The sequence below is a fragment of the Micromonospora sp. NPDC005197 genome (genome assembly GCF_040608295.1).
GTDB lineage: Bacteria > Actinomycetota > Actinomycetes > Mycobacteriales > Micromonosporaceae > Micromonospora.
In genome coordinates this window covers 1-22,248 of record NZ_JBEXHY010000008.1, presented here as the reverse complement: position 1 = coordinate 22,248, position 22,248 = coordinate 1, and the positions used below count along the sequence as shown (strand labels likewise).

The 22,248-nt window shown below is 74.2% G+C and carries 19 protein-coding genes and 1 pseudogene; 7 read left to right on the top strand and 13 right to left on the bottom strand.

Translation table 11 applies throughout. The features are described 5' to 3' along the window. On the bottom strand, positions 1-1,275 hold the full coding sequence (locus tag ABZU46_RS05410) for a cytochrome P450 (RefSeq protein ID WP_354855235.1): 1,275 nt from the start codon (positions 1,273-1,275) through the stop codon (positions 1-3). 78 nt (positions 1,276-1,353) lie between these two features. On the opposite strand from ABZU46_RS05410, the gene ABZU46_RS05405 reads away from it, so the two are divergent. From ABZU46_RS05405 to ABZU46_RS05395, 3 genes are read left to right on the top strand one after another with little or no spacing between them, the layout of a single operon-like run. Continuing rightward, positions 1,354-2,565, top strand: a complete 1,212-nt coding sequence (locus tag ABZU46_RS05405) for a cytochrome P450 (protein WP_354855234.1) — start codon at positions 1,354-1,356, stop codon at positions 2,563-2,565. After that, positions 2,562-3,770, top strand: a complete 1,209-nt coding sequence (locus ABZU46_RS05400; RefSeq protein WP_354855233.1) for a cytochrome P450 — start codon at positions 2,562-2,564, stop codon at positions 3,768-3,770. Before ABZU46_RS05405 ends, ABZU46_RS05400 begins: the two co-directional genes overlap by 4 nt. A gap of 34 nt (positions 3,771-3,804) precedes the next feature. Further along, positions 3,805-6,066: a xanthine dehydrogenase family protein molybdopterin-binding subunit gene (locus ABZU46_RS05395; protein ID WP_354855232.1), complete on the top strand. Its 2,262-nt coding sequence runs from the start codon at positions 3,805-3,807 to the stop codon at positions 6,064-6,066. A 211-nt stretch (positions 6,067-6,277) separates the two neighbouring features. Here the strand turns inward: ABZU46_RS05395 and ABZU46_RS05390 are convergent, their stop codons facing one another. Both ABZU46_RS05390 and ABZU46_RS05385 read right to left on the bottom strand, forming a co-directional pair. After that, entirely contained in the window at positions 6,278-6,472 is a 195-nt protein-coding gene (locus tag ABZU46_RS05390) for a ferredoxin (RefSeq protein WP_234584997.1), read from the bottom strand. A gap of 3 nt (positions 6,473-6,475) precedes the next feature. Next, a complete protein-coding gene (locus ABZU46_RS05385; RefSeq protein WP_354855231.1) occupies positions 6,476-7,501 on the bottom strand; it encodes a methyltransferase in 1,026 nt (341 codons plus the stop codon). A 94-nt stretch (positions 7,502-7,595) separates the two neighbouring features. On the opposite strand from ABZU46_RS05385, the gene ABZU46_RS05380 reads away from it, so the two are divergent. Then, positions 7,596-9,188, top strand: coding sequence for an AMP-binding protein (locus ABZU46_RS05380; protein ID WP_354855230.1), 1,593 nt, complete (start codon positions 7,596-7,598; stop codon positions 9,186-9,188). A gap of 42 nt (positions 9,189-9,230) precedes the next feature. Here the strand turns inward: ABZU46_RS05380 and ABZU46_RS05375 are convergent, their stop codons facing one another. The 3 genes from ABZU46_RS05375 to ABZU46_RS05365 are packed head-to-tail and all read right to left on the bottom strand — an operon-like array spanning position 9,231 to position 12,421. Then, on the bottom strand, positions 9,231-10,367 hold the full coding sequence (locus ABZU46_RS05375) for a class I SAM-dependent methyltransferase (RefSeq protein ID WP_354855229.1): 1,137 nt from the start codon (positions 10,365-10,367) through the stop codon (positions 9,231-9,233). Next, positions 10,364-10,669: a phosphopantetheine-binding protein gene (locus ABZU46_RS05370; protein WP_007460186.1), complete on the bottom strand. Its 306-nt coding sequence runs from the start codon at positions 10,667-10,669 to the stop codon at positions 10,364-10,366. The genes ABZU46_RS05375 and ABZU46_RS05370 overlap by 4 nt, the downstream gene beginning before the upstream one ends. Positions 10,670-10,693: 24 nt before the next feature. Then, on the bottom strand, positions 10,694-12,421 hold the full coding sequence (locus tag ABZU46_RS05365; protein WP_354855228.1) for an AMP-binding protein: 1,728 nt from the start codon (positions 12,419-12,421) through the stop codon (positions 10,694-10,696). A gap of 92 nt (positions 12,422-12,513) precedes the next feature. Between ABZU46_RS05365 and ABZU46_RS05360 the strand changes: the two genes are divergently transcribed. After that, positions 12,514-13,665, top strand: coding sequence for an acyl-CoA dehydrogenase family protein (locus ABZU46_RS05360; RefSeq protein ID WP_354855227.1), 1,152 nt, complete (start codon positions 12,514-12,516; stop codon positions 13,663-13,665). Positions 13,666-13,733: 68 nt separating this feature from the next. Here the strand turns inward: ABZU46_RS05360 and ABZU46_RS05355 are convergent, their stop codons facing one another. Further along, positions 13,734-15,131, bottom strand: coding sequence for an LLM class flavin-dependent oxidoreductase (locus tag ABZU46_RS05355; protein WP_354855226.1), 1,398 nt, complete (start codon positions 15,129-15,131; stop codon positions 13,734-13,736). A gap of 59 nt (positions 15,132-15,190) precedes the next feature. Between ABZU46_RS05355 and ABZU46_RS05350 the strand changes: the two genes are divergently transcribed. Beyond that, positions 15,191-16,273 (top strand): methyltransferase, encoded by a 1,083-nt coding sequence (locus tag ABZU46_RS05350; protein WP_354855225.1) that lies wholly within the window; start codon positions 15,191-15,193, stop codon positions 16,271-16,273. 11 nt (positions 16,274-16,284) lie between these two features. Further along, positions 16,285-16,767, top strand: a complete 483-nt coding sequence (locus tag ABZU46_RS05345) for a VOC family protein (protein ID WP_354855224.1) — start codon at positions 16,285-16,287, stop codon at positions 16,765-16,767. Between the two features lie 46 nt (positions 16,768-16,813). Here ABZU46_RS05345 and ABZU46_RS05340 read toward each other — a convergent pair whose 3' ends face one another. The 6 genes and pseudogenes from ABZU46_RS05340 to ABZU46_RS05315 form a co-directional block, all read right to left on the bottom strand. Continuing rightward, a complete protein-coding gene (locus ABZU46_RS05340) occupies positions 16,814-18,505 on the bottom strand; it encodes a carbamoyltransferase C-terminal domain-containing protein (protein WP_354855223.1) in 1,692 nt (563 codons plus the stop codon). A 28-nt stretch (positions 18,506-18,533) separates the two neighbouring features. Beyond that, entirely contained in the window at positions 18,534-19,037 is a 504-nt protein-coding gene (locus ABZU46_RS05335) for a (2Fe-2S)-binding protein (RefSeq protein WP_354855222.1), read from the bottom strand. Beyond that, a complete protein-coding gene (locus ABZU46_RS05330; RefSeq protein ID WP_354855221.1) occupies positions 19,034-19,864 on the bottom strand; it encodes an FAD binding domain-containing protein in 831 nt (276 codons plus the stop codon). Before ABZU46_RS05330 ends, ABZU46_RS05335 begins: the two co-directional genes overlap by 4 nt. After that, positions 19,861-20,637: an alpha/beta fold hydrolase gene (locus ABZU46_RS05325; protein ID WP_354855220.1), complete on the bottom strand. Its 777-nt coding sequence runs from the start codon at positions 20,635-20,637 to the stop codon at positions 19,861-19,863. The genes ABZU46_RS05330 and ABZU46_RS05325 overlap by 4 nt, the downstream gene beginning before the upstream one ends. Further along, a complete protein-coding gene (locus ABZU46_RS05320; protein ID WP_354855219.1) occupies positions 20,634-21,815 on the bottom strand; it encodes a Gfo/Idh/MocA family oxidoreductase in 1,182 nt (393 codons plus the stop codon). Before ABZU46_RS05320 ends, ABZU46_RS05325 begins: the two co-directional genes overlap by 4 nt. After that, positions 21,812-22,248: pseudogene (locus ABZU46_RS05315) on the bottom strand (hypothetical protein); the annotation flags it as partial. The gene ABZU46_RS05320 and the pseudogene ABZU46_RS05315, both read right to left, overlap by 4 nt.

The window sequence follows — 22,248 nt, the reverse complement described above, 5'->3', positions numbered from 1 at the left end:
TCAGGCCGGGACGAGCCGGACGCGCAGCTCCTCCAGGCCCCGGAACGTGCTGCTGTGCCGCCATTCGAGGTCGATCTCGTCGGCGTCCGGGTCGGCCAGCTCGATGACCGCGAACCGGTCCACCAGGCGGCGGAAGGCGATCTGCCCCTCGGCGCGGGCGAGCTGCGCGCCGAGGCAGTGGTGCGGGCCCCAGGCGAACGACAGCGGCGTCTCCGGCGGTTCGGCGCCGGCGAAACGGGCGATGTCGAGCCGGTCCGGGTCGGCGTAGCGGGCCGGGTCACGGTTGGCCGCGCCGATCAGGGTGATGACGTGTTCGCCGCTCTTGAGCGGGGTGCCGTCGACGAAGGTGGTGTCCTCGAAGGCGGCCCGGCCCAGCACGTGCACCGGGGAGTCGAAACGCAGCAGCTCCTCGACCGCGGAGCGGGTCAGCTCCGGTTCGGCGCGCAGCCGCTGCAACTGGTCGGGGTTGCGGCACAGCGCGTGCGTGCCGAGCCCGATCAGGTCGGTCATGGTCTGGAAGCCGGCGCCGAAGAGCAGCACGATCACCTGGATCAGCTCGTCGACCGAGAGCCGGTCACCGTCGATCTCGACCTGGCCGAGCGCGGAGGCGAGGTCGTCGCGGGGATCCTCACGGCGCTTGCGGACCAGGTCGGCGAAGTACTCCTCCATCTCGCCGAGCGCCTGATCGGATGCCTTGAGCACCTCCTCCGGGGCGAAGATCTCCAGCCCGCCGGACGCGGCGCGGGTGAGCCGGCGCAGCAGCGGCCAGTCCTCCGGCGGCACGCCGACCAGCTCGCCGATCACCATGACCGGCAGCGGGAAGCCGAACGAGCCGACGATGTCGACCTCGCCGCCACCGGGGCCGATGCGGGCGGTGATGTCGTCGAGCAGCCCGTCGACGAAGGCGGTCAGTCGGGGGCGCAGGGTCTCGGTACGCCGCGGGGTGAACACCCGGCTGACCAGCCCGCGCAGCCGGGTGTGCTCCGGCCCGTCGAGGAACAGCAGGGTGCGGGCGCCCTCGCGGCCACGGGAGTCGCCCATCCGGGGGCGTTGCGCGGACTTGTCCAGCGACGGGTTGCGCAGCGCGGCCCGGCAGTCGTCGTACGCGGTGAGCACCCAACCCACACCCTGACCGGGCTGTTCCATCCGGTACTTGGGCGCCGCGGTCCGCAGCGCGTGGTAGTGCGGGTACGGGCTGCTGACGGTGGCCGGGGCCTTCATCAGCAACTCCATCGCGATGATCCGGGGGTCAGCGCTCACCACGGTCTCGGTCATGGCTCGGAAGCCTAATAGTGTTTCGCGTATCTCGGAAGTACTTGTTTCTCGTATCTTTGGTTGAGCATACTGGCGGGCATGACCTCGGCCCGTACCGGCATGCCGCCGAGATTCGACGCCCGTGATCCCGCGGTGGTGGCCGACCCCTATCCCACCTACGCGGCGCTGCGGGCGGCCGGCCCGCTGTGCCGGATGGGCCCCGGCAGCTGGGGTGTCACCCGCTACGCCGACGTCGCCCGGCTGGTCCGCGACCCGCGCCTGGGCAGCGAGTTCCCGGCCGCCTACCACCGGATGTCGGCCGGCGACGGCGCGGCCGGCGACTTCTTCGGCAGCATCATCCTCTACCGCGACCCGCCCGAGCACGGCCGGCTGCGGCGCCTGATGGCCAAGGCGTTCAGCCCCGCCCTGGTCCGCCGGCTGCGCCCCCGCATCGAGCAGATGGTCACCGAGCTGCTGGCCCCGGCGACCCGCACCGGACGTTTCGACGCGGTCTCGGATCTCGCTTTTCCCCTGCCGGTGATGGTGGTCTGCGCCCTGATGGGCATCCCGCCGGCCGACCACGAGCGCATCCGCCCGTACGCGCTGGACCTGAGCAAGGCGTTCGCCGCGATCGTGCCCGACGACGACCGCCCGGCCGCCGACCGGGCGGTCGAGTGGCTGCGCGGCTACCTCGGTGAGATCCTTCAGCGGCGTCGCGCCGAACCCGGTGAGGACCTGCTGTCCCGGATGCTGGCCGCGACCGACGACGACGGCGCCGTGCTCGGCGACGACGAGATCGTGGACAACGCGGTGTTCGCCTTCTTCGCCGGCTTCGAGACCACCACCAACCTGATCGCCACCGGGGTGGCCGCCCTGCTCGATCACCCCGACCAGCTCGCCCTGCTCCGGTCGGACCCGACCCTGACCCCCCGGGCCGTCGAGGAGTTCCTGCGCTACGACGCCCCGATCCAGGGCGTCGCCCGCCTCGCCCGGGAGGATCTGGACGTCGGCGAGCGCACCATCCGCGCCGGCCGGGTGCTGATCCTGCTGCTGGGCAGCGCCAACCGCGACCCCGACCAGTTCGCCGCCCCGGACCGCCTCGACATCACCCGCGCGGAGAACCCGCACCTGTCCTTCGGCGGCGGCATCCACCACTGCCTCGGCGGCTACCTGGCCCGGGTGGAGGCGCAGGTCGCGTTCGAGACCCTGCTGCGCACCTTCGGCACGCTGACCCCGGCCGGCCCGGCCCGCCGGCAGACCGACGGGACGCTGCGCTCGTACGCCAGCGTGCCCGTGGCGGTGCGGCCGTGAGCCCCGCCGGCCGCGTCCTGCCGGCGCGGATGGACCCGCTCGCGCCCGAGGTCGTCGCCGACCCCTACCCGACGTACGCGCGGATGCGGGCGGCCGGCCCGCTGTGCCGCTTCGGGCCGGCGAGCTGGGGCGTGACCCGGCACCGGGACGTGGCCGCGCTGCTGCGCGACCGCCGGCTGAGCAACACCTTCCCGGAGGACGACCCGCAGTTCCGGATGGCACAGGATCTCTCCCGCGAGGTGTTCCGCCGCATCATCCCCACCCGCGATCCGGACGACCACAGCCGGCTGCACCAGCAGATCGTCCGCGCGTTCAGCCCCGGCGTGGCCCGGCGCACCGCGAGCCGCGTCGGCGACCTCGTCGACGAACTGCTCGCCCCGGCGCTGGACGCCGGCCGCCTGGACGCCGTCGCCGACCTGGCGTTTCCGGTCGCCGCGACAGTCGTGTGCGAACTCATCGGCCTGCCGGCGGCGCGGACCCGGGCCGAGGTCTGGCCCCGCTCGGCGGCGCTGGGCCGGGCCTTCACGCCGTTCGTGCCCGAGGCCGACCGCGCGGCGGCCGACGAGGCCCTCGCTTGGCTGCGCGGGTACGTCCGCGACCTGCTCGCCGACCGACACGCCGATCCGAACGGCGACCTGCTCGACCGGATGCTCGCCGTGGCGGACCCCGCCGAGGGGATCGACGAGGTCGTCGACAACATCGTCTTCCTCTGCTTCACCGGCTACGAGACGACCATGAACATGGTCTGCACCGGCAGCATCGCCCTGGCCGACCGGCCCGACGAGTGGCGTCGGCTGCGCGCCGACCCGTCGCTGGCCGCCACCGCGGCCGAGGAGTTCGTCCGGTTCGACGCCCCGATCCAGTACACCGCGCGGCTGGCGTTGGCCCCGATCCCGGTCGGCGACCGGGTGATCCGGCCCGGCCGGTCGGTCTTCCTCCTGCTCGGCTGCGCCAACCACGACGAGGACGTCTTCGCCGACCCCGCTCGCGTCGACATCGGCCGGCACCCCAACCCGCACGTCGGCTTCGGCGGGGGCGTACGCGGCTGCCTCGGCGCCGCGCTGGCCCGCATCGAGGGAGCTGTCGTCTTCGAGCGGCTCGCGCACCGGCTCACCGACATCGACCTGGCCGCCGACCCGGTCCGCGAGCCCAGCGCCCTCTTCCGGTCGTACGCGTCGATCCCGCTCGCCGTCACCCCCGCCTGAGCGGGCGCCGGGCCGCAGCAACCAGGAGTCGCAGATGTCACTGATCGGCCGACCGGTCCGGCGTACCGAGGACCGCGCCCTGCTCACCACCGGCGGCACGTACGTCGACGACGTACGGGTGCCCGACTCGCTGGAGCTGGTCATCGTCCGCTCGACGGTGGCCCACGGCCGGTTGCGGGGCGTGGACACCGACGCCGCCCGCCGAGCCCCCGGCGTGGTCGCGGTCTTCACGGCGGCGGACGTGGACCTGCCGCCGCTGCCCCCCGAGGCCGGGGTGCTGAACCAGAAGATGACCACCCCGGTGCTCGCCGACGGCGTGGTGCGCTTCGTCGGCGAACCCGTCGCCGCGGTGCTGGCGACCAGCCGCGCCGAGGCGGTCGACGCCGCCGCCCTCGTCGCGGCCGATATCGCGCCCCTGCCGGCCCTGGTGGACGTCGAGGAGGCCCTCGCCGACGAGCTGGTGCTGCACCCCGAGGCCGGCACGAACATGGTGCTCAAACTGGGCTTTCGGCGCCCGGCCGGACGCGCCGAGCTGCACGAGGGCGCCGAGGTGGTCGTCCGGCAGCGGATGCGCAACCCCCGGGTCGCGCCCTGCCCCCTGGAGGCCCGCGCCGGGCAGGCCGAGTGGGGGCCGGACGGGCTGCGCTACCGCGCCGGCAGTCAGGCCGTGCATCTGTGGCGCGGCCAGCTCGCGGCGGCCCTCGGTGAGCCGGAGGACCGGGTCCAGGTGGTCAACGGCGACGTCGGCGGGGCGTTCGGCTCCAAGGCGTTCGCCAGCCGGGAGGACGTCCTCGTCGCCTGGGCCAGCCGTCGGCTCGGCCGCCCGGTGCGCTGGGCGGAGACCCGCAGCGAGAGCATGACCGCCGCCGGGCACGGCCGGGCCCAGCACCAGAGCGCCGAGCTGGGCGGCACCCGCGACGGGCGGATCGTGTCGTACGCGCTGGAGGTCGTGCAGGACGCCGGGGCGTACCCGCGCATCGGCGCGATCCTGCCGTTCTGGACCCGGACGATGCTCACCGGCCCGTACGCGATCAGCCGGGCGAAGTTCAGCTCGTCCAGCGTCACCACCACGACCACGCCCGTGGTGTCGTACCGGGGCGCCGGGCAGCCGGAGGCCGTCGCCGCGCTGGAGCGGATGGTCGACGTGTACGCGGCGGAGATCGGCCTGGACCCGGCCGAGGTGCGTCGGCGCAACCTGCTGCCGCCGGAGAGCTTTCCGGTCACCACGGTGACCCGCGCCCGCTACGACACCGGCGACTACCCGGCGGCGCTGGATCGGGTGCTCGCCGAGGCCGACTACCCGGCGTTACGCGCCGAGCAGGCGGCCCGCCGCGAGCGCGGCGACGTCCAGCAGCTCGGCATCGGCCTGTCCACCTTCGTGGAGATCACCGGCGCGGACACCCGCAGCGAGTACGCCTCGATCCGCGTCGACACCACCGGCCGGTTCACCGTCCACTCCGGCACCTGCCCGCACGGGCAGGGCCACGTCACCGCGTGGGCGATGCTCGCCGCCGACGTGCTCGACGTGGCGCTGGACCGCGTCGACGTACGCCACTCCGACACCGCGACGGTCCCGGCGGGTGGCGGCACCGGAGGGTCCCGGTCGTTGCAGACCGGCGGCATGGCGGTCCGCGAAGCGGCCCTGGCCCTCATGGAGCGGGGCCGGGACGCGGCGGCCGGACACCTGGGCGTGGCCCGCGACGAGGTGGAGTACACCGAGGGACGGTTCCGCTCGACCACCGGGCACGTCGTCCACTGGACCGAGCTGGCCACCGCCGAAGGGCCTGACGGTGGGCTGTCGGCGGTGGCGACCTTCCAGCCAACGGCGGCGACCTGCCCGTTCGGCGCGCACCTGGCGGTGGTGCTTGTCGACACCGAGACCGGTCAGGTGACCCTGCGGCGGGTGGTGGCCGTCGACGACGCGGGTGTGCTGCTCAACCCGCTGCTGGCCGAGGGGCAGGTGCACGGCGGCCTGGCGCAGGGCGCCGGTCAGGCGCTGGTGGAGGAGGTCCGCTTCGCCGCCGACGGCACGCCCCTGCACGGTGACCTGCACCGGTACGCCATGATCGGCGCGGCCGAGCTGCCCTCGTTCGAGACGGTGGCGACGCAGACCCCCACTCCGGTGAACGCGCTGGGCGCCAAGGGCCTGGGCGAGTCGGGTGCGGTGGGACTTCCGCCGGCGGTGCAGAACGCCGTGGTCGACGCCGTCCGCCACCTGGGCGTGCGGCACATCGACATGCCGGTGACCGCCGAGCGGGTCTGGACGGCCATCCGGGAGGCGTACGCCGTCCGCTAGCTCCGACGCCACCGCGCTTCGCGGGCGGCGGGCGGCGGGGGATGTTTAGGCCCGTCCTTTGCTCTGCTTCAACCCACGCAACACCACGCGTCCGTTATCCGGACACCGGGTGTTGCCTCCGTTGAAGCAGAGCAAAGGATCCGATGCGCAGGCGTAGCCCCTACGTCCTCGACCCGGTGCAGGCACGGGCGTGCCGGGATCGGGTACGTCGTCAGTCGTCCACGACGGACAGCGCCTGCTTCGGGCAGCGGCGGGCGGCCTCGCGCACCCGGTTGGCCAGCGAGCCCTCCAGGGGCTGTTCGGTGATGTGCAGACGGTCGTCCTCACCGACGTCGAACACCTCCGGCGCCTGCCCCACACAGACCGCGTTGCTCTCGCAGCGGGAGAAGTCCACGACCAGTCGCATCGCTCACGCCTCCGTCTTCGCGACGATCTCGAGGATGGGGAACATCATGGTGGGCACGCTGCGCGCCAGCCGCAGGTCGGCGGCGTCCAGCAGCCGTTCGATGTGCTCGCGGGAGCGGGCGCCGCCGCCGACCATGGCCAGCAGGAGCAGGTCGTAGAGGCGGCCCACGTCGAAGCGGTCGCCGGCCTCGACCACCGGCTCCAGCACCAGCAGCCGACTGTCGGGCCGCATCGCCGCCCGCACGGCGCTCAGCAGTCGTACGGCGTTGTCGTCGTCCCAGCCGTAGAGGATCCGCTTGAGCAGGTACGCGTCCGCGCCGGCCGGGATGGTCTCGAAGAAGCTGCCGCCGGTCACCGTGCACCGCCCGGCCACGCCGAGCTTCTGCAGCACCGGTTCGGCCTCGGCGACCACGTGCGGCAGGTCGAACAGGGTGCCCTGCAACTGCGAAAAGCGGGCCATGATGCCGCCGAGGAAGGCGCCGTTGCCGCCGCCGACGTCGACGACTGTGGTCAGCTCACCCCACGGGTACGCGGGCAGCGCGGCCCGCAGCTCCAGCCGCGTGGCCGCCTGCTGGGAGGCGTCGAAGCGGGCGCTGTCGTGCGGATGGGCGGCCATGTACGGCCAGTAGCCCTCGGGGTGGACCTGGTCGAACGACGCCTCTCCGGTGCGGATGCTGTGGTCGAAGTGGGCCCACGCCTCGATGTCGGGCTCCAGCAGCGGGTACGCGTCGCGCAGCGACAGCGGGTGGTCGGTGCGCAGCGGCTCGGCGAGCTTGGTCAGGCCGAACACCTCGGGTTCGACCTCGGTGAAGATGCCCTTGCCGGCGAGCGCCCGCAGGGCGCGCAGCAGCGACGGGGCGTGCGCGCCGGTGGCCTCGGCCAGCTCGGCCACCGGGCGCGGCCCGTTGACGAGCTGGTCGGCGACGCCGAGCTGGGCGATCACCCGGATGGTGAGCGGCACGATGTAGTCGGCGAGTTCGGTGAGCCGGGTCAGCGCACCGAGGTCGGTACGGGGCCGCGCCGCCAGCATCAACCGCCTCCACTATCACGTGTCTTGTATCTCGTGTATCTGCACACTAGCTTGTGAGCGGGTCGCTGTCACCGTCGTTCACGGGAGGCACGGGATGCTGGACGGATGTGTGAGCTGGCCGCGGGAGCTGGCCGAGCGCTACCGCGCGCAGGGCTACTGGCGCGGCGAATCCCTCGCTGACCTGGGCCGGGAGTGGGCACGGACCGACCCGGAGCGCGCCGCGCTGGTCACCGACGGGCAGCGGGTGAGCTACGGCGACCTCGACCGCCGGGCCGACCGGATGGCCGCCGGGCTGCGCGCCCACGGCATCGGCCGGCACGACCGGGTGGTGGTCCAACTGCCCAACAGCGTCGAGTTCGTGGTGCTGTGCCTGGCCCTGTTCCGCCTGGGCGCGCTGCCCGTCCTGGCCCTGCCGGCGCACCGGCGCGCGGAGATCGGCCACCTGTGCGCGCACACCGAGGCGGTCGCGTACGCGACCGTCGACCAGGTCCAGGGCTACGACCTGCGCAAACTCGCCGCCGACGTACGGGCCGAGACGCCGTCGCTGCGGGAGGTGTTCGTCGTCGGCGACCCCGGCGAGTTCACCGCCCTGTCCGACGTGGACGCAGACCCGGTGCCGCTGCCCGCTCCGGACCCGTCGGACGTCGCGTTCTTCCTGCTCTCCGGCGGCTCGACCGGCCTGCCGAAGCTGATCCCCCGTACCCACGACGACTACGCGTACCAGCTGCGGGCGACCGCGGCCGCGATGGGGTTCGGGCCGGACGGGGTCTATCTCGCCGCGCTGCCGGTCGCCCACAACGCGGCGCTCGGCTGCCCCGGCGTCCTCGGCGCGCTGCGGGTCGGCGCCACCGCCGTGCTGGCCGGCAGTCCCAGCCCCGACGAGGCGTTCCGGCTGATCGCCCGCGAGCGAGTCACCCTGACCACGCTGATGCCGCCCTTCCTGCCGCTGTGGGCCGACCTCGCGCCGATGCTCGGCGCCGACCTGAACGGCCTGGTGGTCGAGGTCGGTGGCGCCAACCTCAGCCCGGCGGTGGCCGAGCGGGTGACCCGGGAGCTGGGGATCCGACTGGCGCACTTCTTCGGCATGGCCGAGGGCCCGATCTGCTGCACCCGCCCGGACGACCCGCCGGAGCTGGCCGCGCACACCCAGGGCCGTCCGCTGTCCGACGCCGACGAGTTCCAGGTGGTCGACGACGCCGGCCGGCAGGTCGTGCCCGGCGAGGTGGGTGAGTTGATCGTGCTCGGTCCGACCACCCTGCGCGGCTACTACCGGGTGCCGGAGTACAACGCGCGCACCTTCACCCCGGACGGCTTCCTGCGCACCGGGGACCTGGTCCGCTGGACCCCGACCGGCGAGCTGGTCGTGGTCGGCCGGATCAAGGAGGTGGTCAACCGGGGTGGCGAGAAGGTCCCGGCCGGCGAGGTCGAGGAGCACCTGCTCGCCCACCCGGGGGTCCGCGAGGTCGCCGTGCTCGCCGTCCCCGACCGGGTGCTGGGCGAGAAGACCTGCGCGGTGGTGGTGCCCCGCGCCGACGCCCCCACCCTGGGGCAGTTGCGGGACTTCCTCACCGGGCGGGGGCTGGCCGCGTACAAGCTGCCGGACCGGTTGGAGCTGCGCACGGCGCTGCCGCACACTCCGGTGGGCAAGGTGGACAAGCGGACGCTCGGCGCCGAGCTGGCGGGCTGAGCCGGCGCGGGGGACGGCGTCGCCGCCCTCCCCCGCCCCCTCTCAGCCGGTCAGGTGGTACAGCCGGTGGAACCGGTCGTCCACCGGCACGATCTGCACGTCGGTGAAGCCCGCCTCGGTGGCGAACCGGCGGACCTGCGCGGGCCGCAGGACCGTGCCGCTGGCCGTCGAGTCGGGCCCGGCCAGACCGGCCGGCAGGCAGTGCAGCACGCTTGTGGCGTACTGGAAACGCTCGATCTCGTCGCCGGGTGCGACGAACCGGTGTGCCACCTTGGCGTCGAGCACAAGCACCGCGCCGGCGTCGGCGCGCAGCCGCCGGCACGCCCGCAGCACCGACACCGGCTGGCTCATCTCGTGCAGCGCGTCGAAGACGCAGACCAGGTCGTACCGGCCGGCCAGCTCCGGGTCCACGGCGTCGCGCCGGTGGAACCGCACGCGGTCGGCCACACCGGCGGCCGCGGCGTTCGCCTGCGCCGCGGCCACCGTCGGCGCGTCCAGGTCGTAGCCGTCGACCTCGGCGAGGGGGTACGCCCCGGCCAGCGCGATCGCCGCCCAACCCGCGCCGCAGCCGATGTCGGCGATCCGGCTCGGCGCGGCGGCGAGCCGCTGGTGAAGGTGCGGCAGCGCCGAGGAGAGCCAACCGGGCAGGGAGTACGTGAACAGCGCCCGGTTGGCGCCCGAGTGCCCGTGCCGCCAGTCGTCGCCGTACATCTCGTCGGGCACCCCGGCGCCGGTGCGGTACGCGTCGAGCAGCGCCGGCAACGCGCCGGCCACCCCGCCCAGCGGCAGCATGGTCAGCGACACCAGCGACAGCGGGCTGTCCGAGGCGAGCAGCACCTCGGCGTGCCCCGGCGGCAGCCGGTAGACCCGCCGCTCGGGGGCGGCCGTCACGTCGTCCACCTCGATGAACCCGGCGACGGCCTGCTGTTCCAGCCACTCCCGCGCGTACCGGCTGTCGATCCCGGTACGCGCGCACAGCTCGGCCACGTCGGCCGGGCCCCGGTCGAGCGCCTCGTACAGCCCCAGCCGGGCGCCGAGGTAGCCGGCCAGCAGCTCCTGGGTGTGCAGCATGGCCAGGAACAGCCGCAGCGACAACGCCCGGGCCCGCTGGTCCGACTCGCCGGGCGTCGGGCCGCGCAGTGTCGCCGCGCCCGGTGCGTTCCCCGGGCGGCCGGTCAACTGGCCAGCTCGCCGCGCGAGCGCAGGATGTCCTTCACGTGCTCCACCACCGCGTCGATCGTGACGATCTTGCGGGCCGTCGTCTCGTCGATCGGCGGCAGCTCGAACTCGTCCTCCAGGGTGAAGGCCAACTCCAGCAGCGCGAGGGAGTGGAAACCGAGGTCCTCGACCAGCCGCGAGTCACCCGCCCCCTCGGTCTGCTCCGGGTTGGGCGCCAGTTCGGTGACGATCGCCGTCACCGAGTCCCGCACCTCCGCCTCGGTCCGCACCTCGGCTGTCGTCGACCTGGTCGCGTCGGTCATTCCCGCCTCCTGTCCGAACGTCCCTCAGGACGCCGTCGTCGTCTGCTCGGTCTGGTCCCGCTGACCGGCCGCTCCCGTGGTGACCACGGTGCCGGGCAGCCGGTCATCGACGAACGCCTGCCACAGCTGGCGCCGTTTGGGTTTGCCGCTGGAGGTGCGGGCGATGGTGCCGCGTGGGGCGTCCACGATGACGACCTGCGCGCCCTCCGCCCGGCGGCGCAGCTCGCGCTCCGCCTGGGCTAGCCACTCCGGCTGGGCCTGCTCGAACACGGCCACGACTGTCGCGGTGCCGCCCCGGTGGCCCAGCAGCGCGGCCATCCGCTGCGCCGGCACCCCGGGGCGGCAGATGGCCCATTCGAGGTCCTCGGCGAAGACCGCCCGGCCGCGGACCTTCATGCTGTCGCCGAGCCGGCCCAGCACGTGCAACTGCCCGTCGTGCAGGAACCCGGCGTCGGCGGTGCGCAGCACCCCTGCGCCCAGCGCGGTCTGCGACGCCGAGTCGTCGGCGTTGACGTACCCCTGGGCGACGGACGGGCCGTGCACCTCGATCTCGCCGACCACCCCGTCCGGCAGCGGTGTGCCGGCCTCGTCCACGATCCGCACCCGTACCCCGGTCAGCGGCCGGCCGCAGCCCACCACCGGGTACGCCTCGACGCCGCCGTCGACGCCCTCGGCCGGGTCCGGGACGGCCCGCGCGCCCAGCCGCAGCCGGTCGGGGCGCAGCTCGACGGCGTGGTACAGCTCGTCGAGCGGCAGCCCGGTGACGGCCAGGGTCGCCTCCGCCAGCCCGTACGCGGGCAGCAGCGCGCGGGGGTCGAAGCCGTGCGGGCCGAGCAGCGCGCAGAAGCGGCGCAGTGCCTCGGCGTCGACGCGTTCGGCGCCGACGATGACCGCGCGCCAGGCGGAGAAGTCCAGCCCGGTCAGCGCCTCGGGGCGCACGCGGCGGGCGATGTACTCCAACCCGAAGTTCGGCATCGAGGTCAGCCGCGCCCCGCGTGCCCCGAAGCAGCGCAGGTAGCGCCCGGGGTTGCGGACGAACTCCTCCGGCGGCATCAGCCACAGGTCGCTGGTGTTGACCACCGGGGTGACGAGGCAGCCGATGAGGCCCATGTCGTGGTGCACCGGGAGCCAGGACGCGGTCGGGTCGTCGGGGGTCATCGCCAGCCACCGCCGGATCGCCGCGACGTTGGCGGCCAGCGCGGCGTGCGGCACCTGCACGCCCCGGGCGCGGCCGCTGGAGCCGGACGTGAACTGCAGCAGCGCGAGCGGGCCGGGCGCCGCGACCGTTCCCCGGGAGCCGCCGGCGGCGTCGGCCAGCTCGTCGGCGCTCAGCACCCGCCGGACCCCGGCGGTGGCGGCCAGCGGCGCGATCGCCGCGGTGAGGGTGGACGCGCAGACCACCACCCGTGGCGCGGCGGCGCGCAGGAGGCCCGACACGTGCTCGCCGTACACCGCGCGGTCCTGGAAGTTCAGCGGCGGGGCGATCGGTGAGGGCGCCGCCCCGGCGGCCATCGCGGCGAACAGTGTGGCGACGAATTCGGGGCCGGCGGGCTCGACGATGGACACCACGTCGCCCGGGACCACCCCGACCGCCCGCAGGCCGGCCAGGATCACCCGGGTCCGCTCGGCCAGCTCCGCGTACGACAGGAAGGTCCAGTCGTCGCCCGCGGCGGCGAAGTGCACGCCCCGGTCCTGCCGGGGATGCTCCAGCCAGCTCAGCAGCGGCGATTCCGCAACGGCGCGTTCGGTCATCGGCCCGTCACCTCCTCCCCCAGTACGTCTATCCGAGATTGATAGCAGATACAAGGCTAAACAAGATACGAGGAAGGCGATAGAGTCCAACCGTGACCAGTACGCTTCCCCGCGTCGACGGACTGCTCCCCGCGCTCGCCGAGCGGGCGGCCGAAATTGACCGGGCGGGCCGGGTCCCCGAGGACGTTCTCGCCGAGCTGAGCGCCGCGGGCTGCCTGCGGATGCTGGTGCCGGCCGCGTACGGTGGCGCGGACCTGCCGCTGGGCGAGGCGCTGCGCGTCATCGAGCAGCTCTCCACGGCGGACGCCTCCACCGGCTGGCTGATCGGCCAGGTCGGCCTGGCGCACCTGCTGTTCGCCTGCTTTCCCGAGGCCGCCCGCGACGAGATCTACGCGCACGGCCCGGACGTGCTGGGCGCCGGCGCGGTCGCGCCGAAGGGCCGGGCCGCCCCGGACGGCGCGGGCGGCTGGCGGGTCAACGGCCAGTGGCCGTTCGTGACCGGCAGCCCGCAGGCGAGCTGGATCTACCTGAACTGCATCGTGCTCGACGGCCGGACCCCCCGCACCCTGCCCAACGGGGCTCCGCTGACCCGGATGGTGCTCTTCCCCGCCGCCGAGCTGGAGCAGGTCGACACCTGGCAGGTGCTGGGCCTGCGTGGCACGGCCAGCCAGGACGTGCGGGCGGCCAGCCGAATCTGCCCCGAGCACCGCGGCTTCAGCCTGGTCGGCGACGGTGACGACGTGCGCCGCACGGTCTTTCGCATCGCCCAGGCCGGGCTGCTCATCGCCGCCGTCGACCTCGGCATCGCGCAGGGGGCCGTGCACGACGCGGCGGCCCACGCCGCCGCCGGCCGCCGGCGGACGTTCAGCACCCGCTCACTGGCGGACTCCCCGGTGTTCCACGACCGGCTCGGCGAGGCCCACGTGGCCCTGCGCGCGGCCCGGGCGCTGCTGCACCGCGAGGCCGCCACCGCCTGGGAGACCGCGCGGCGTGGCGAGGTGCTCAGCGCGCTGGACCGCGCCTGCCTGCGCGCCACCGCGACGCAGGTCACGGCCACCGCGCTACAGGCCGTGCAGACGGCGTACGCGCTGGCCGGCGCGTCGACGGTGTTCGACTCGTCGCCTCTGCAACGGCGGCTGCGCGACATCAACACCGCGACGCAGCACTTCGTCAACAGCCGCGACAGCTACGCCACTGTCGGCGCGCTGCTGGCCGGCGCGGACGTCGACACCACGATGTTCTGACCGCACGGCGCCGGCTTTTCAGCCAGCCGTGCGAGCCGGCCGTGCGAGCCGGCCGTGGGCTCAGCGGGTCAGCCGCGCGCGGCGGCGGGTTCGGCCGGCGCCTGCGTATCCCGGGCCGGCACCCGGGCCGGCCCGGACGCGCCGGCGCCGAAGTAGCGCTCCCGCAGCGTCCGCTCCGCCGGGTCGTACGCGGTGCGGAACAGGCCACGGCGCTGCAACTCCGGCACGAGCAGGTCGCAGATGTCGTCGATGCCCTGGGTCGTCGGGCAGGGGATCAGGTTGAAACCGTCCACGTCGGCCACCGCGCACCACTCCTCCATCCGGTCGGCGACCTGCTCGACCGTGCCGAAGAGGGTGACCGGCGCTCCGGTGCGGGGCCGGCGGGCGGTCGCCACCAGGTAGCGCACGTCGCCGACCGTCCAGGTGCGCTCGGGTCCGAGCCGGCGCAGGAAACCCACGAAGCTCTGGCTGCCCTGCCCGGCGATCTCCGCCACCGGCGTCTCGTCCGGGTACGCCGCCAGGTCCACGTCCATCCAGCCGCACCACTTGGCGAGCTGGCCCTCGCCGCTCCACAGCGCCACGTACTCCTCGGCACGACGGCGGGCCTCCGCCCGGGTCGGCGCGACCATCACCATGCTGCCCTGCAACGCCTTCACCGAGCGCGGGTCGCGCCCGTGTGCGGCCACCTCGGCGCGCAGCCGGGCCACCTGCGACGCGCCGCTGGCCGGCTCCGCCATGGTCAGGAAGACCACCTCGGCGTGCCGGGCCGCGAACGTCATCCCCCGTCCGGACGCCCCGGCCTGGTACAGCACGGGGGTGCGCTGCGGCGACGGCTCGCACTGGTGCGGGCCCCGCACGGAGAACCAGCGCCCCTCGTGGCCGATCTCGCGCACCCGGTCCGGGTCGGTGAAGACGTTCGCCGCGACGTCGCGCCGGACCGCGTCGTCGTCCCAGCTCTCCTCCCACAGCCGCCGGGCCACCTCGACGTACTCGTCGGCCCGGTCGTAGCGCTCGTCGTGGTTGAGGTACGAGCCGAGCCCGTTCGCCGACGCGGACCGCAGATACGAGGTGACGATGTTCCAGGCGACCCGTCCGCCGGTGAGGTGGTCCAGCGAGCTGAACACCCGGGCGCACTCGTACGGGGCGTGGTAGGTCGTCGAGTAGGTGACGGCGAGGCCCAGCCGGGAGGTGGTGGCCGCGATCGCCGGCAGCACGAGCAGCGGGTCGATCGACGGGATCTGCACGGCGTGCCGCACGGCCGCCCGCCAGGAGCCCTGGTAGACGTCGTAGGTGCCGTGCACGTCGGCGAAGAAGAGCGCGTCCAGGCAGGCGGCCTCCAGCCGGCGACCCAGCTCGACCCAGTAGCCGAGATCGCGGTAGCCGGTGGCGCTGCGGTCGGCGGGGTGCCGCCAGAACCCCTTGAACTGCGGCGACGGCGAGCACTGGGTGAACAGGTTCAGATGCACGTATCAAGTGTCTCGTATGCTATCTGGTATGGCAACGCTCGACCGGATACGGTACGGACATGTCCGTGACGCCTCGCATCGACCTCGCGTCGGTCACCCGCCTCACCGAACTGGCCGACTACATCGTTCCGTTCACCATCCGGGTCATGTGTGACCTCGCGGTCGCCGACCAGCTCATCGAGGGTCCGTTGCCGGTGGACGTGCTGGCCCGGCGCGTCGGCGCCGACCCCGGCGCGTTGACCCGTGGCCTGCGCGCGCTGGCCGGGCGGGGCATCTTCACCGAGGTCACGCCCGAGGTCTTCGGGCTCACCCCACTGGCCGAACCGCTGCGCAGCGACCACCCCTTCTCGGTCCGCGAGTGCTTCCCCCTCATGCCGCCGGACATCTACTCGTGGGCGCGGCTGACGCACAGCCTGCGTACCGGCGAGACCGCGTTCGGGCACGTGCACGGCGGCACGCGCTACTACGACCACTTCGCCGACCACCGGCACGAGTGCGTCCGGTTCGAGCGGTCGGCCGAGAGCGTCAACCCGTTCGTGCTGCGCACCGTGGCGCCGGCGCTGGATCTGGGCACGGCCCGGACGCTTGTGGACGTGGGCAGCGGGCACGGCACCTTCGTCGCCGGCCTGCTCGCCCGCCACCGCGAGCTGCGCGCGATCCTGCTCGACCTGCCGCACGTGGTGACCGAGGCGCCGGACGTGCTGGCCCGCGCGGATGTCGCCGACCGGTGCGAGGTCCGCGGCGGCAGCTTCTTCGACCCGCTGCCCGAGGGCGCCGACGTGTACCTGCTTAAGACGATCATCCACGACTGGCCGGACGAGCAGGCCGCCGCGATCCTGCGCAACGTCCGCGCCGCCGCCCGGCCCGACAGCCGACTGGTCATCGTCGAGTCGGTGAGCCGCTACGGCAACCACGACGACACCGGCAAGGTGATGGACGTCAAGGCGCTCGCGCTGTTCGGCGGGCGGACCCGGACCGAGCCGGAGTTCCGCGCGCTGCTCGACGACGCCGGGTTCCGGCTGTCGCGGATCACGCCGACCTCGTCGATGTCGGTCCTGGAGGCCGTGCCGGCGGTGCCCGCGCCCGACGGCGGTCAGCCCCTGGGCAGACCGGCCGTCGCGGCGGCCGGCCGGACGGCCTGAGGAGAGCGGCGATGCCACGCCTGGACGGTCGCAACCACGTCAACCTCACCGTCGTCGACCTGGAACGCAGCACCGCGTTCTACTGCTCGGTGTTCGAGATGGTGGTGGTCAACGACGTCACGCCACCCGAGTCCGGCTTCCGCTTCCGCACCCTGCTGCACACGGCGTCGTTCGCCTCGGTGGTGCTGGGCTGCCTCGTGGACCCGCCCGACGGCGGCGTCGACGGCGACCGCTTCGACGAGCGGCGCCCGGGGCTGCACCATCTGGCCTACCACGTGCCCGAGCGCGCCGACCTGGACGAGTGGGTGACCCACCTGGACGCCGTCGGCGTCACGCACTCCGGCATCACCACCTCCAAGCACGAGGCGGGCTCACAGATCTGGCTGCGCGACCCGGACAACATCTGGCTGGAGTTCTACTGGGTGAACCGGGACTTCTTCGTCGACCGGCTCCGCCAGGTGTGGCGGCGCGACCGCCGAACGACCCGCGTCTGAGCCGCTCGACGCGAGGGGCCGCCCGGTCGGGCGGCCCCCTCGCACGTCAGGCCGGCAGGTCGGCCTCGCTGCGGGCCACCACCGCGTCCCCGAGCACCAGCAGGTCGATCTCCTTGGCCCGTACGAAGGTGTCGACCGCGTCGGCGGCCGAGTTCACGATCGGGTCACCGGCCAGGTTGAAGGACGTGTTGACCACCGCCGGCACTCCGGTGAGCTGCCGGAACTGCTCGATCAGCGCCCAGTAGCCGGGGTTGGTGTCGCGGTGCACGGTCTGCGGGCGGGCGGAGCCGTCCACGTGGGTCACCGCCGGAACCCGCAGCCGGCCGTCCGGGCGCAGCGACGCGGCGGCCAGCATGAACCTCGACGGTTCGCCGACCGGCCCCTCGATCAGCTCCGACACGTGCTCGGCGAGGATGCTGGGCGCCACCGGACGCCACATCTCCCGGCCCTTGAGCACGTTGAGCCGTTCCAGGTTGCGCCGGGATCGCGGATCGGCCAGCAGGCTGCGCGCGCCGAGCGCCCGCTGTCCGATCTCACCCCGCCCGCGCGCCCAGCCCACGATCCGACCCCGGGCGAGTTCACCGGCGACGCAGCGGGCCAACTCGTCGTCGCCGAGGCGGCGGTGCACCATGCCGGCGCGCGCGGCCGCCGCCTCGCCGGCCTCCGTGGTGATCGGCTGACCCCAGTACGCGTGGTCGAGGCGGGTGGGCGCGAACTCCCCGCACTCCCGTGCGGCGACCAGCGCCGCACCCAGGGACACCCCCGCGTCGGTGGGCACCGGCGGGACGTAGATCCGGTCGAAGAGTCCACTGCGGACCAGCACCCCGATCATCGTGCAGTTCATCGCCACCCCGCCGGCGAGCGCCAGCACCGGGGTGTCCACCCGCCGACGCAGATCGGCGGCCAGGGACAGCACCGTCTCCTCCAGCCCCTGCTGGATCGTCGCGGCGAAGTCCGCGTACGCGATGGGTTCCTCGCCGGTGCGCGGCGCGTACGGAAACAGCTTGCCGAACTCGGGTTTGAGCGACTCGGCGACCGCCGGGTAGTAGGCCATCAGCGGGCCGAGCGTCGCGGCGCGTCGGGTGGGGACCTCGGCGGTGGGCGTGCCGCGGACCAGCTCGTACCCGCCGGAAATGGGTCGCACCGGCGCTCCGGGACCGGGTCTGCCGTAGGCGGCGAGGCCCATCAGCTTGCCGGTGCCCCAGTAGCCCAGCCCGGCCCACTCGGCCGCGGCGTTGTAGTAGAAGCCCAGCGACTGCTCCACGGGCCACTCCCGCAGGATCTCGATCTCGCCGTCGGCGTACCGGCCGAACGAGGTCGACTGCGTCTCGCCGGCGCCGTCGAGGACCAGGACCGCGGCCTCGTCGCAGTCGCAGCTGTACGCCGCGCTGGCCGCGTGCGCGACGTGGTGCGGCACCCAGCGGACCGCCGGCATGCTCAGGTCCTCGTCGTCGGGGAAGAGCATCGCCCGCAGCCCCTCGGTGGTGAACCGTCGGTTGCGGCCCAGCGGGATGTCCCGGAAGTCCCAGCCGATGGCGACGGTGTCCACCTCCTGCGGGGCGATGCCCGCCATCGCCAGGCACGCGGCGACCGCCTCGGCGGGCGGCTGGCCCACCGCGTGCTTGCGGCGGCTGACCCGCTCCTGCTCGACCAGGGCGCAGAGCGCGCCGTCGCGGACCAGCGCGGCGCTGGAGTCGTGGAAGCCGATGTTCACCCCGAGTACGTAACGCGCCGACATGGTCGGCCTCCCTTCCGGTCTCTGGCGGTCATCCGGCCTGTCGGGCCTCGTCGAGGGCGAGCACGGCGCGGACGATGTTGTGGTAGCCGGTGCAGCGGCACAGGTTGCCCTTGAGGGCGTGCCGCACGTCGTGCTCGGTGAGCGGCCCCGGGTTCTCCTTCAGCAGGCTCACCACCGCGAGGACCATCCCCGGGGTGCAGAAGCCGCACTGCAGGGCGTGGTGCTCCCGGAACGCCTCCTGCACCGGGTGCAGCCGGTCGCCGTCGGAGAGCCCTTCGGCGGTGCGGATGTCGGCGCCGTCGGCCTGCGCGGCCAGCAGGGTGCACGACTTGACCGACCGCCCGTCGAACAGCACGGTGCAGGCACCGCAGGAGGAGGTGTCGCAGCCCACCGTCGCGGCGGTCAGCCCCAACTCCTCGCGCAGCAGATGGACCAGCAGGGTGCGCGCCGGCACCCGGCGGCTCTCCGGGCTGCCGTTGACGGTGGCGGTGACGGCGACGGTCGTCGTACCGGGCCGGGCGTCGATGCTCATCGTGGTTCCTCCACAGTGGCGCCGGAATCGGTCAGGGCACGGGCCACCAGCACCCGGCTGAGGTGCCGCCGGTACGGGACCGAGGCCCGCCCGTCGTCGGGCGGGTCGCACCCCTCGTCGGCCCGCGCCGCCGCGAGGGTGACACCGGCGCCCTGCGCGAGGGCCGACTCGACCCCGTACGCCCGCCGGATGGTCGGACCCATCCCGGCCAGCGCCACCCGGGAGTCGGCGACGGCGACGGCTACCAGGGACCACTCCAACGCCGGCCGGGCGAACGTCCGGTAGCGCCACCGCGCCGGGCCGGGCAGCGGCACCCGGACCTCGGTGACGAGTTCGTCGGGCCGGCAGACCGTCACACCCGGCGCGACGGCCAGCTCGGCGACGGGCACCTGCCGTACGCCGGTAGCGCTGCGCAGCACCACCACGGCGTCCAGCGCGACCAGGGCCAGCGGCACGTCCGCGGCCGGGTCAGCCTGCGCGAGCGCCCCACCCACGGTGCCCAGGTGTCGCACCTGTGGGTCACCGACCGCCGCGGCCGCGGCCGCCAGCAGCGGGGCGTGCCGGTCGACGAGCGGGTCGTCGAGCAGCCGGTGGTAGCGGGTCAGCGCGCCGACGGCCAGGTGGTCGTCGCGGTGCGCCACGTACGACAGTTCGGTGACCCGGCCGAGGTCCAGCAGGGTGTCGACGCGGTCCCGGCGCAGCTTGAGCGCCGGCAGCAGCGACTGCCCGCCGGCCAGCGGCCGCAGCTGGTCGCCGTACGCCTGGCGCAGCTCCAGCGCCTCGGTGAGGTCCCGGGCCCGGTGGTAGTGCACGCTCGCCGGGATCACGGGCCGGCCGCCGACCAGGTGGGCACCGGGCTGCGGTGCGTGGTCCGCAGGATGGTGTCGATGAGCTGGTTGCGGCGTGCCAGCAGGTAGAAGTGCCCGCCGGGGAAGGTGTGCAGGGTGAACCCGCCCCGGGTGCGCGTCGCCCAGTCGCCGGCCTCGTCGGCGGTGACCTCGGGGTCGTCCGCGCCGACGCAGGCCAGCACCGGCGCTCGCAGCGGCACGGGTGGTTGCGGGCGGTACGTCTCGGCGATCCGGTAGTCGGCGCGCAGCACCGGTAGTGCGATGGCGCGTACGCCCTCGTGGTCGAGAGCCTCGCGGCCGGTGCCGCCGAGGCGGCCGGTCTCCGCCCACAGCGTGTCGTCGTCGGCCAGGTGCACGCTTGTGGCGCGCAGCCGGCCCGGCCCGGGGCGACCGGAGACGACAAGCGCCCGCAGCACGCTGCCGGGCCCGTCCAACCGGCGTGCCGTCTCGTACGCCACCGACGCGCCGAGGCTGTGCCCGAACAGGACGACAGGCGCGTCGGCCGGCAGCGCCCGTACCGCCTGCGCGACACCCTCGGCCAGGCTCGGCAGGTCGGCCGCGAACGGCTCCGCCGACCGGTCCATCCGGCCCGGGTACTGCACGCCGTGCACCTCGACGTCGTCGGGCACCTGCGCCGACCACGACCGGTAGAACGCGGCGTTGCCGCCGGCGTGCGGGAAGCAGACCAGACGCAGCCCGGGCCAGCGCAGCGGCCGGAAGCAGCGCAGCCACGTCCGCGCGACGGGGGTCACGGACGCGCACCGATCCGCTGCGGCTCGGCGCCGACCGGCGGGTCGACCGCCCCGGCCGCGGCGTCGGCCAGCTCGGCCACGTCGGACGCCACGAACATCCGCGGCGGTACGGAGTGCACCAGCTCGGGTGGCCCCAGCCGGGCCGTGACGTCCTGCCACAGCTGGCACAGGCTCAGGTGGTACTGGCCGTGGCGGGCCAGCTTCCTCCCGCCCAGCGCCGCGGCGTGCAGGTTGCCCAACGCGTACCCGACACCGGCCGGCCAGACCTCCTCGAAAACCCTGCGATAGCTGGGCGCGACCGCGTCGGCCAGCGGCTGCGCGCTCGGCACGTCCAGGTGGTCCGGCTCGTCGCCGTCGCCGTCGGCGAAGTGCGGTCGGCCCACACCCCGGTCCTGCACCTGCTGCGGGAAGTCCGGCCGAGGGCTCCACACCGTGGGCCCGTGCGTGCCGACCAGGGTCAGGTTGCCGGCCTCGGTGCCGATGGTCACCCGGTGCAGCAGGTGCGCGTAGTTGTCCGGGTCCGCCGGGTCCATCTGGTTCTGCACCCGCAGGGTCAGCGGCACACCGGCGAGCACCCCGTCGAGGCTGCGGAACGGCACGTCCACCCGGGACAGCCGGCGTACCTGCTCGGGCAGGTCGACCGCCGGGCCGAGGCCCCACGGTCGGACGCCGCCGAGGGCCTGACCGAGGATGTCCAGCAGCGCGTACGCGACCTGGAAGCCGCAGGCCGCGTCGACGTAGCGGGCCGGTTGCCGGGCCAGCAGCGCCCGGGCGGCGGCGAGGAACCGGCGCACCGGCGCGGTGTGCACGTAGAACGAGTTCAGGTGGTAGACGACCCCGGCCCGGCCGGCGGTGCGCAGGCACTCGACCAGCTCGTCGTGGTGCAACGGATGCTCCTGCAGCACGTGCAGGCCGCGCCGCATCAGCGCCCGGGCCACCTCGCCGCCCGGCCCGCCCAGCAGGCCACCACGGATGACCACGCAGGCCAGCGTCACGTCCTCGGGGACCTGGGCTACGTCGGTCCACAGCGGCACCCCGTAGTGCCGGGCACAGGCCACCGACCGCGCGCTGCCCCCGGCGAGGATCCCGGCCAGCTCGAACGGAAAGTCCGGCTGCCGGAACGCCTGCAGGTACACCTGGCCGAACTTGGTGCCGGCGACCAGCACTCTCGGTTTCACGCCACCCCCTCCTCGATCAGGTCGTACGACCCCAGCGGGCCGTCCTCGACGCGCAGCGACGTGACCGCCGGACTCGTGCGCAGCACGTCCACCGCCCAGGCCGGGTCCACCGCCTCGGCCAGGTGGTGCACGCCCGGTGGCACGTCGCCGGCGGCGACCGCCAGGGCGCCGAGGGCGACTGCCGCGCCGGTGAGCGCGTTCGCGCCGGTTCCCCGGCAGGCCAGCACGCGGGCGCCCGCCGGGCCGGTCAGCTCGACGACCAGCAGCTGGTAGCGCGGCCGACCGAAGGTGTCCAGCTCGGCCGCCCGGCACAGCTCGGCGGCCGCGTCGGCGAGCTGCGCCGCCGTCGCGCCGTCGCGCGCTCGGCGGGCGCGCGCGGCGAGCGCCCCCGGGAGCCCGCGGCCGGGCAACCCCGACCCCCAGACGACCGCGC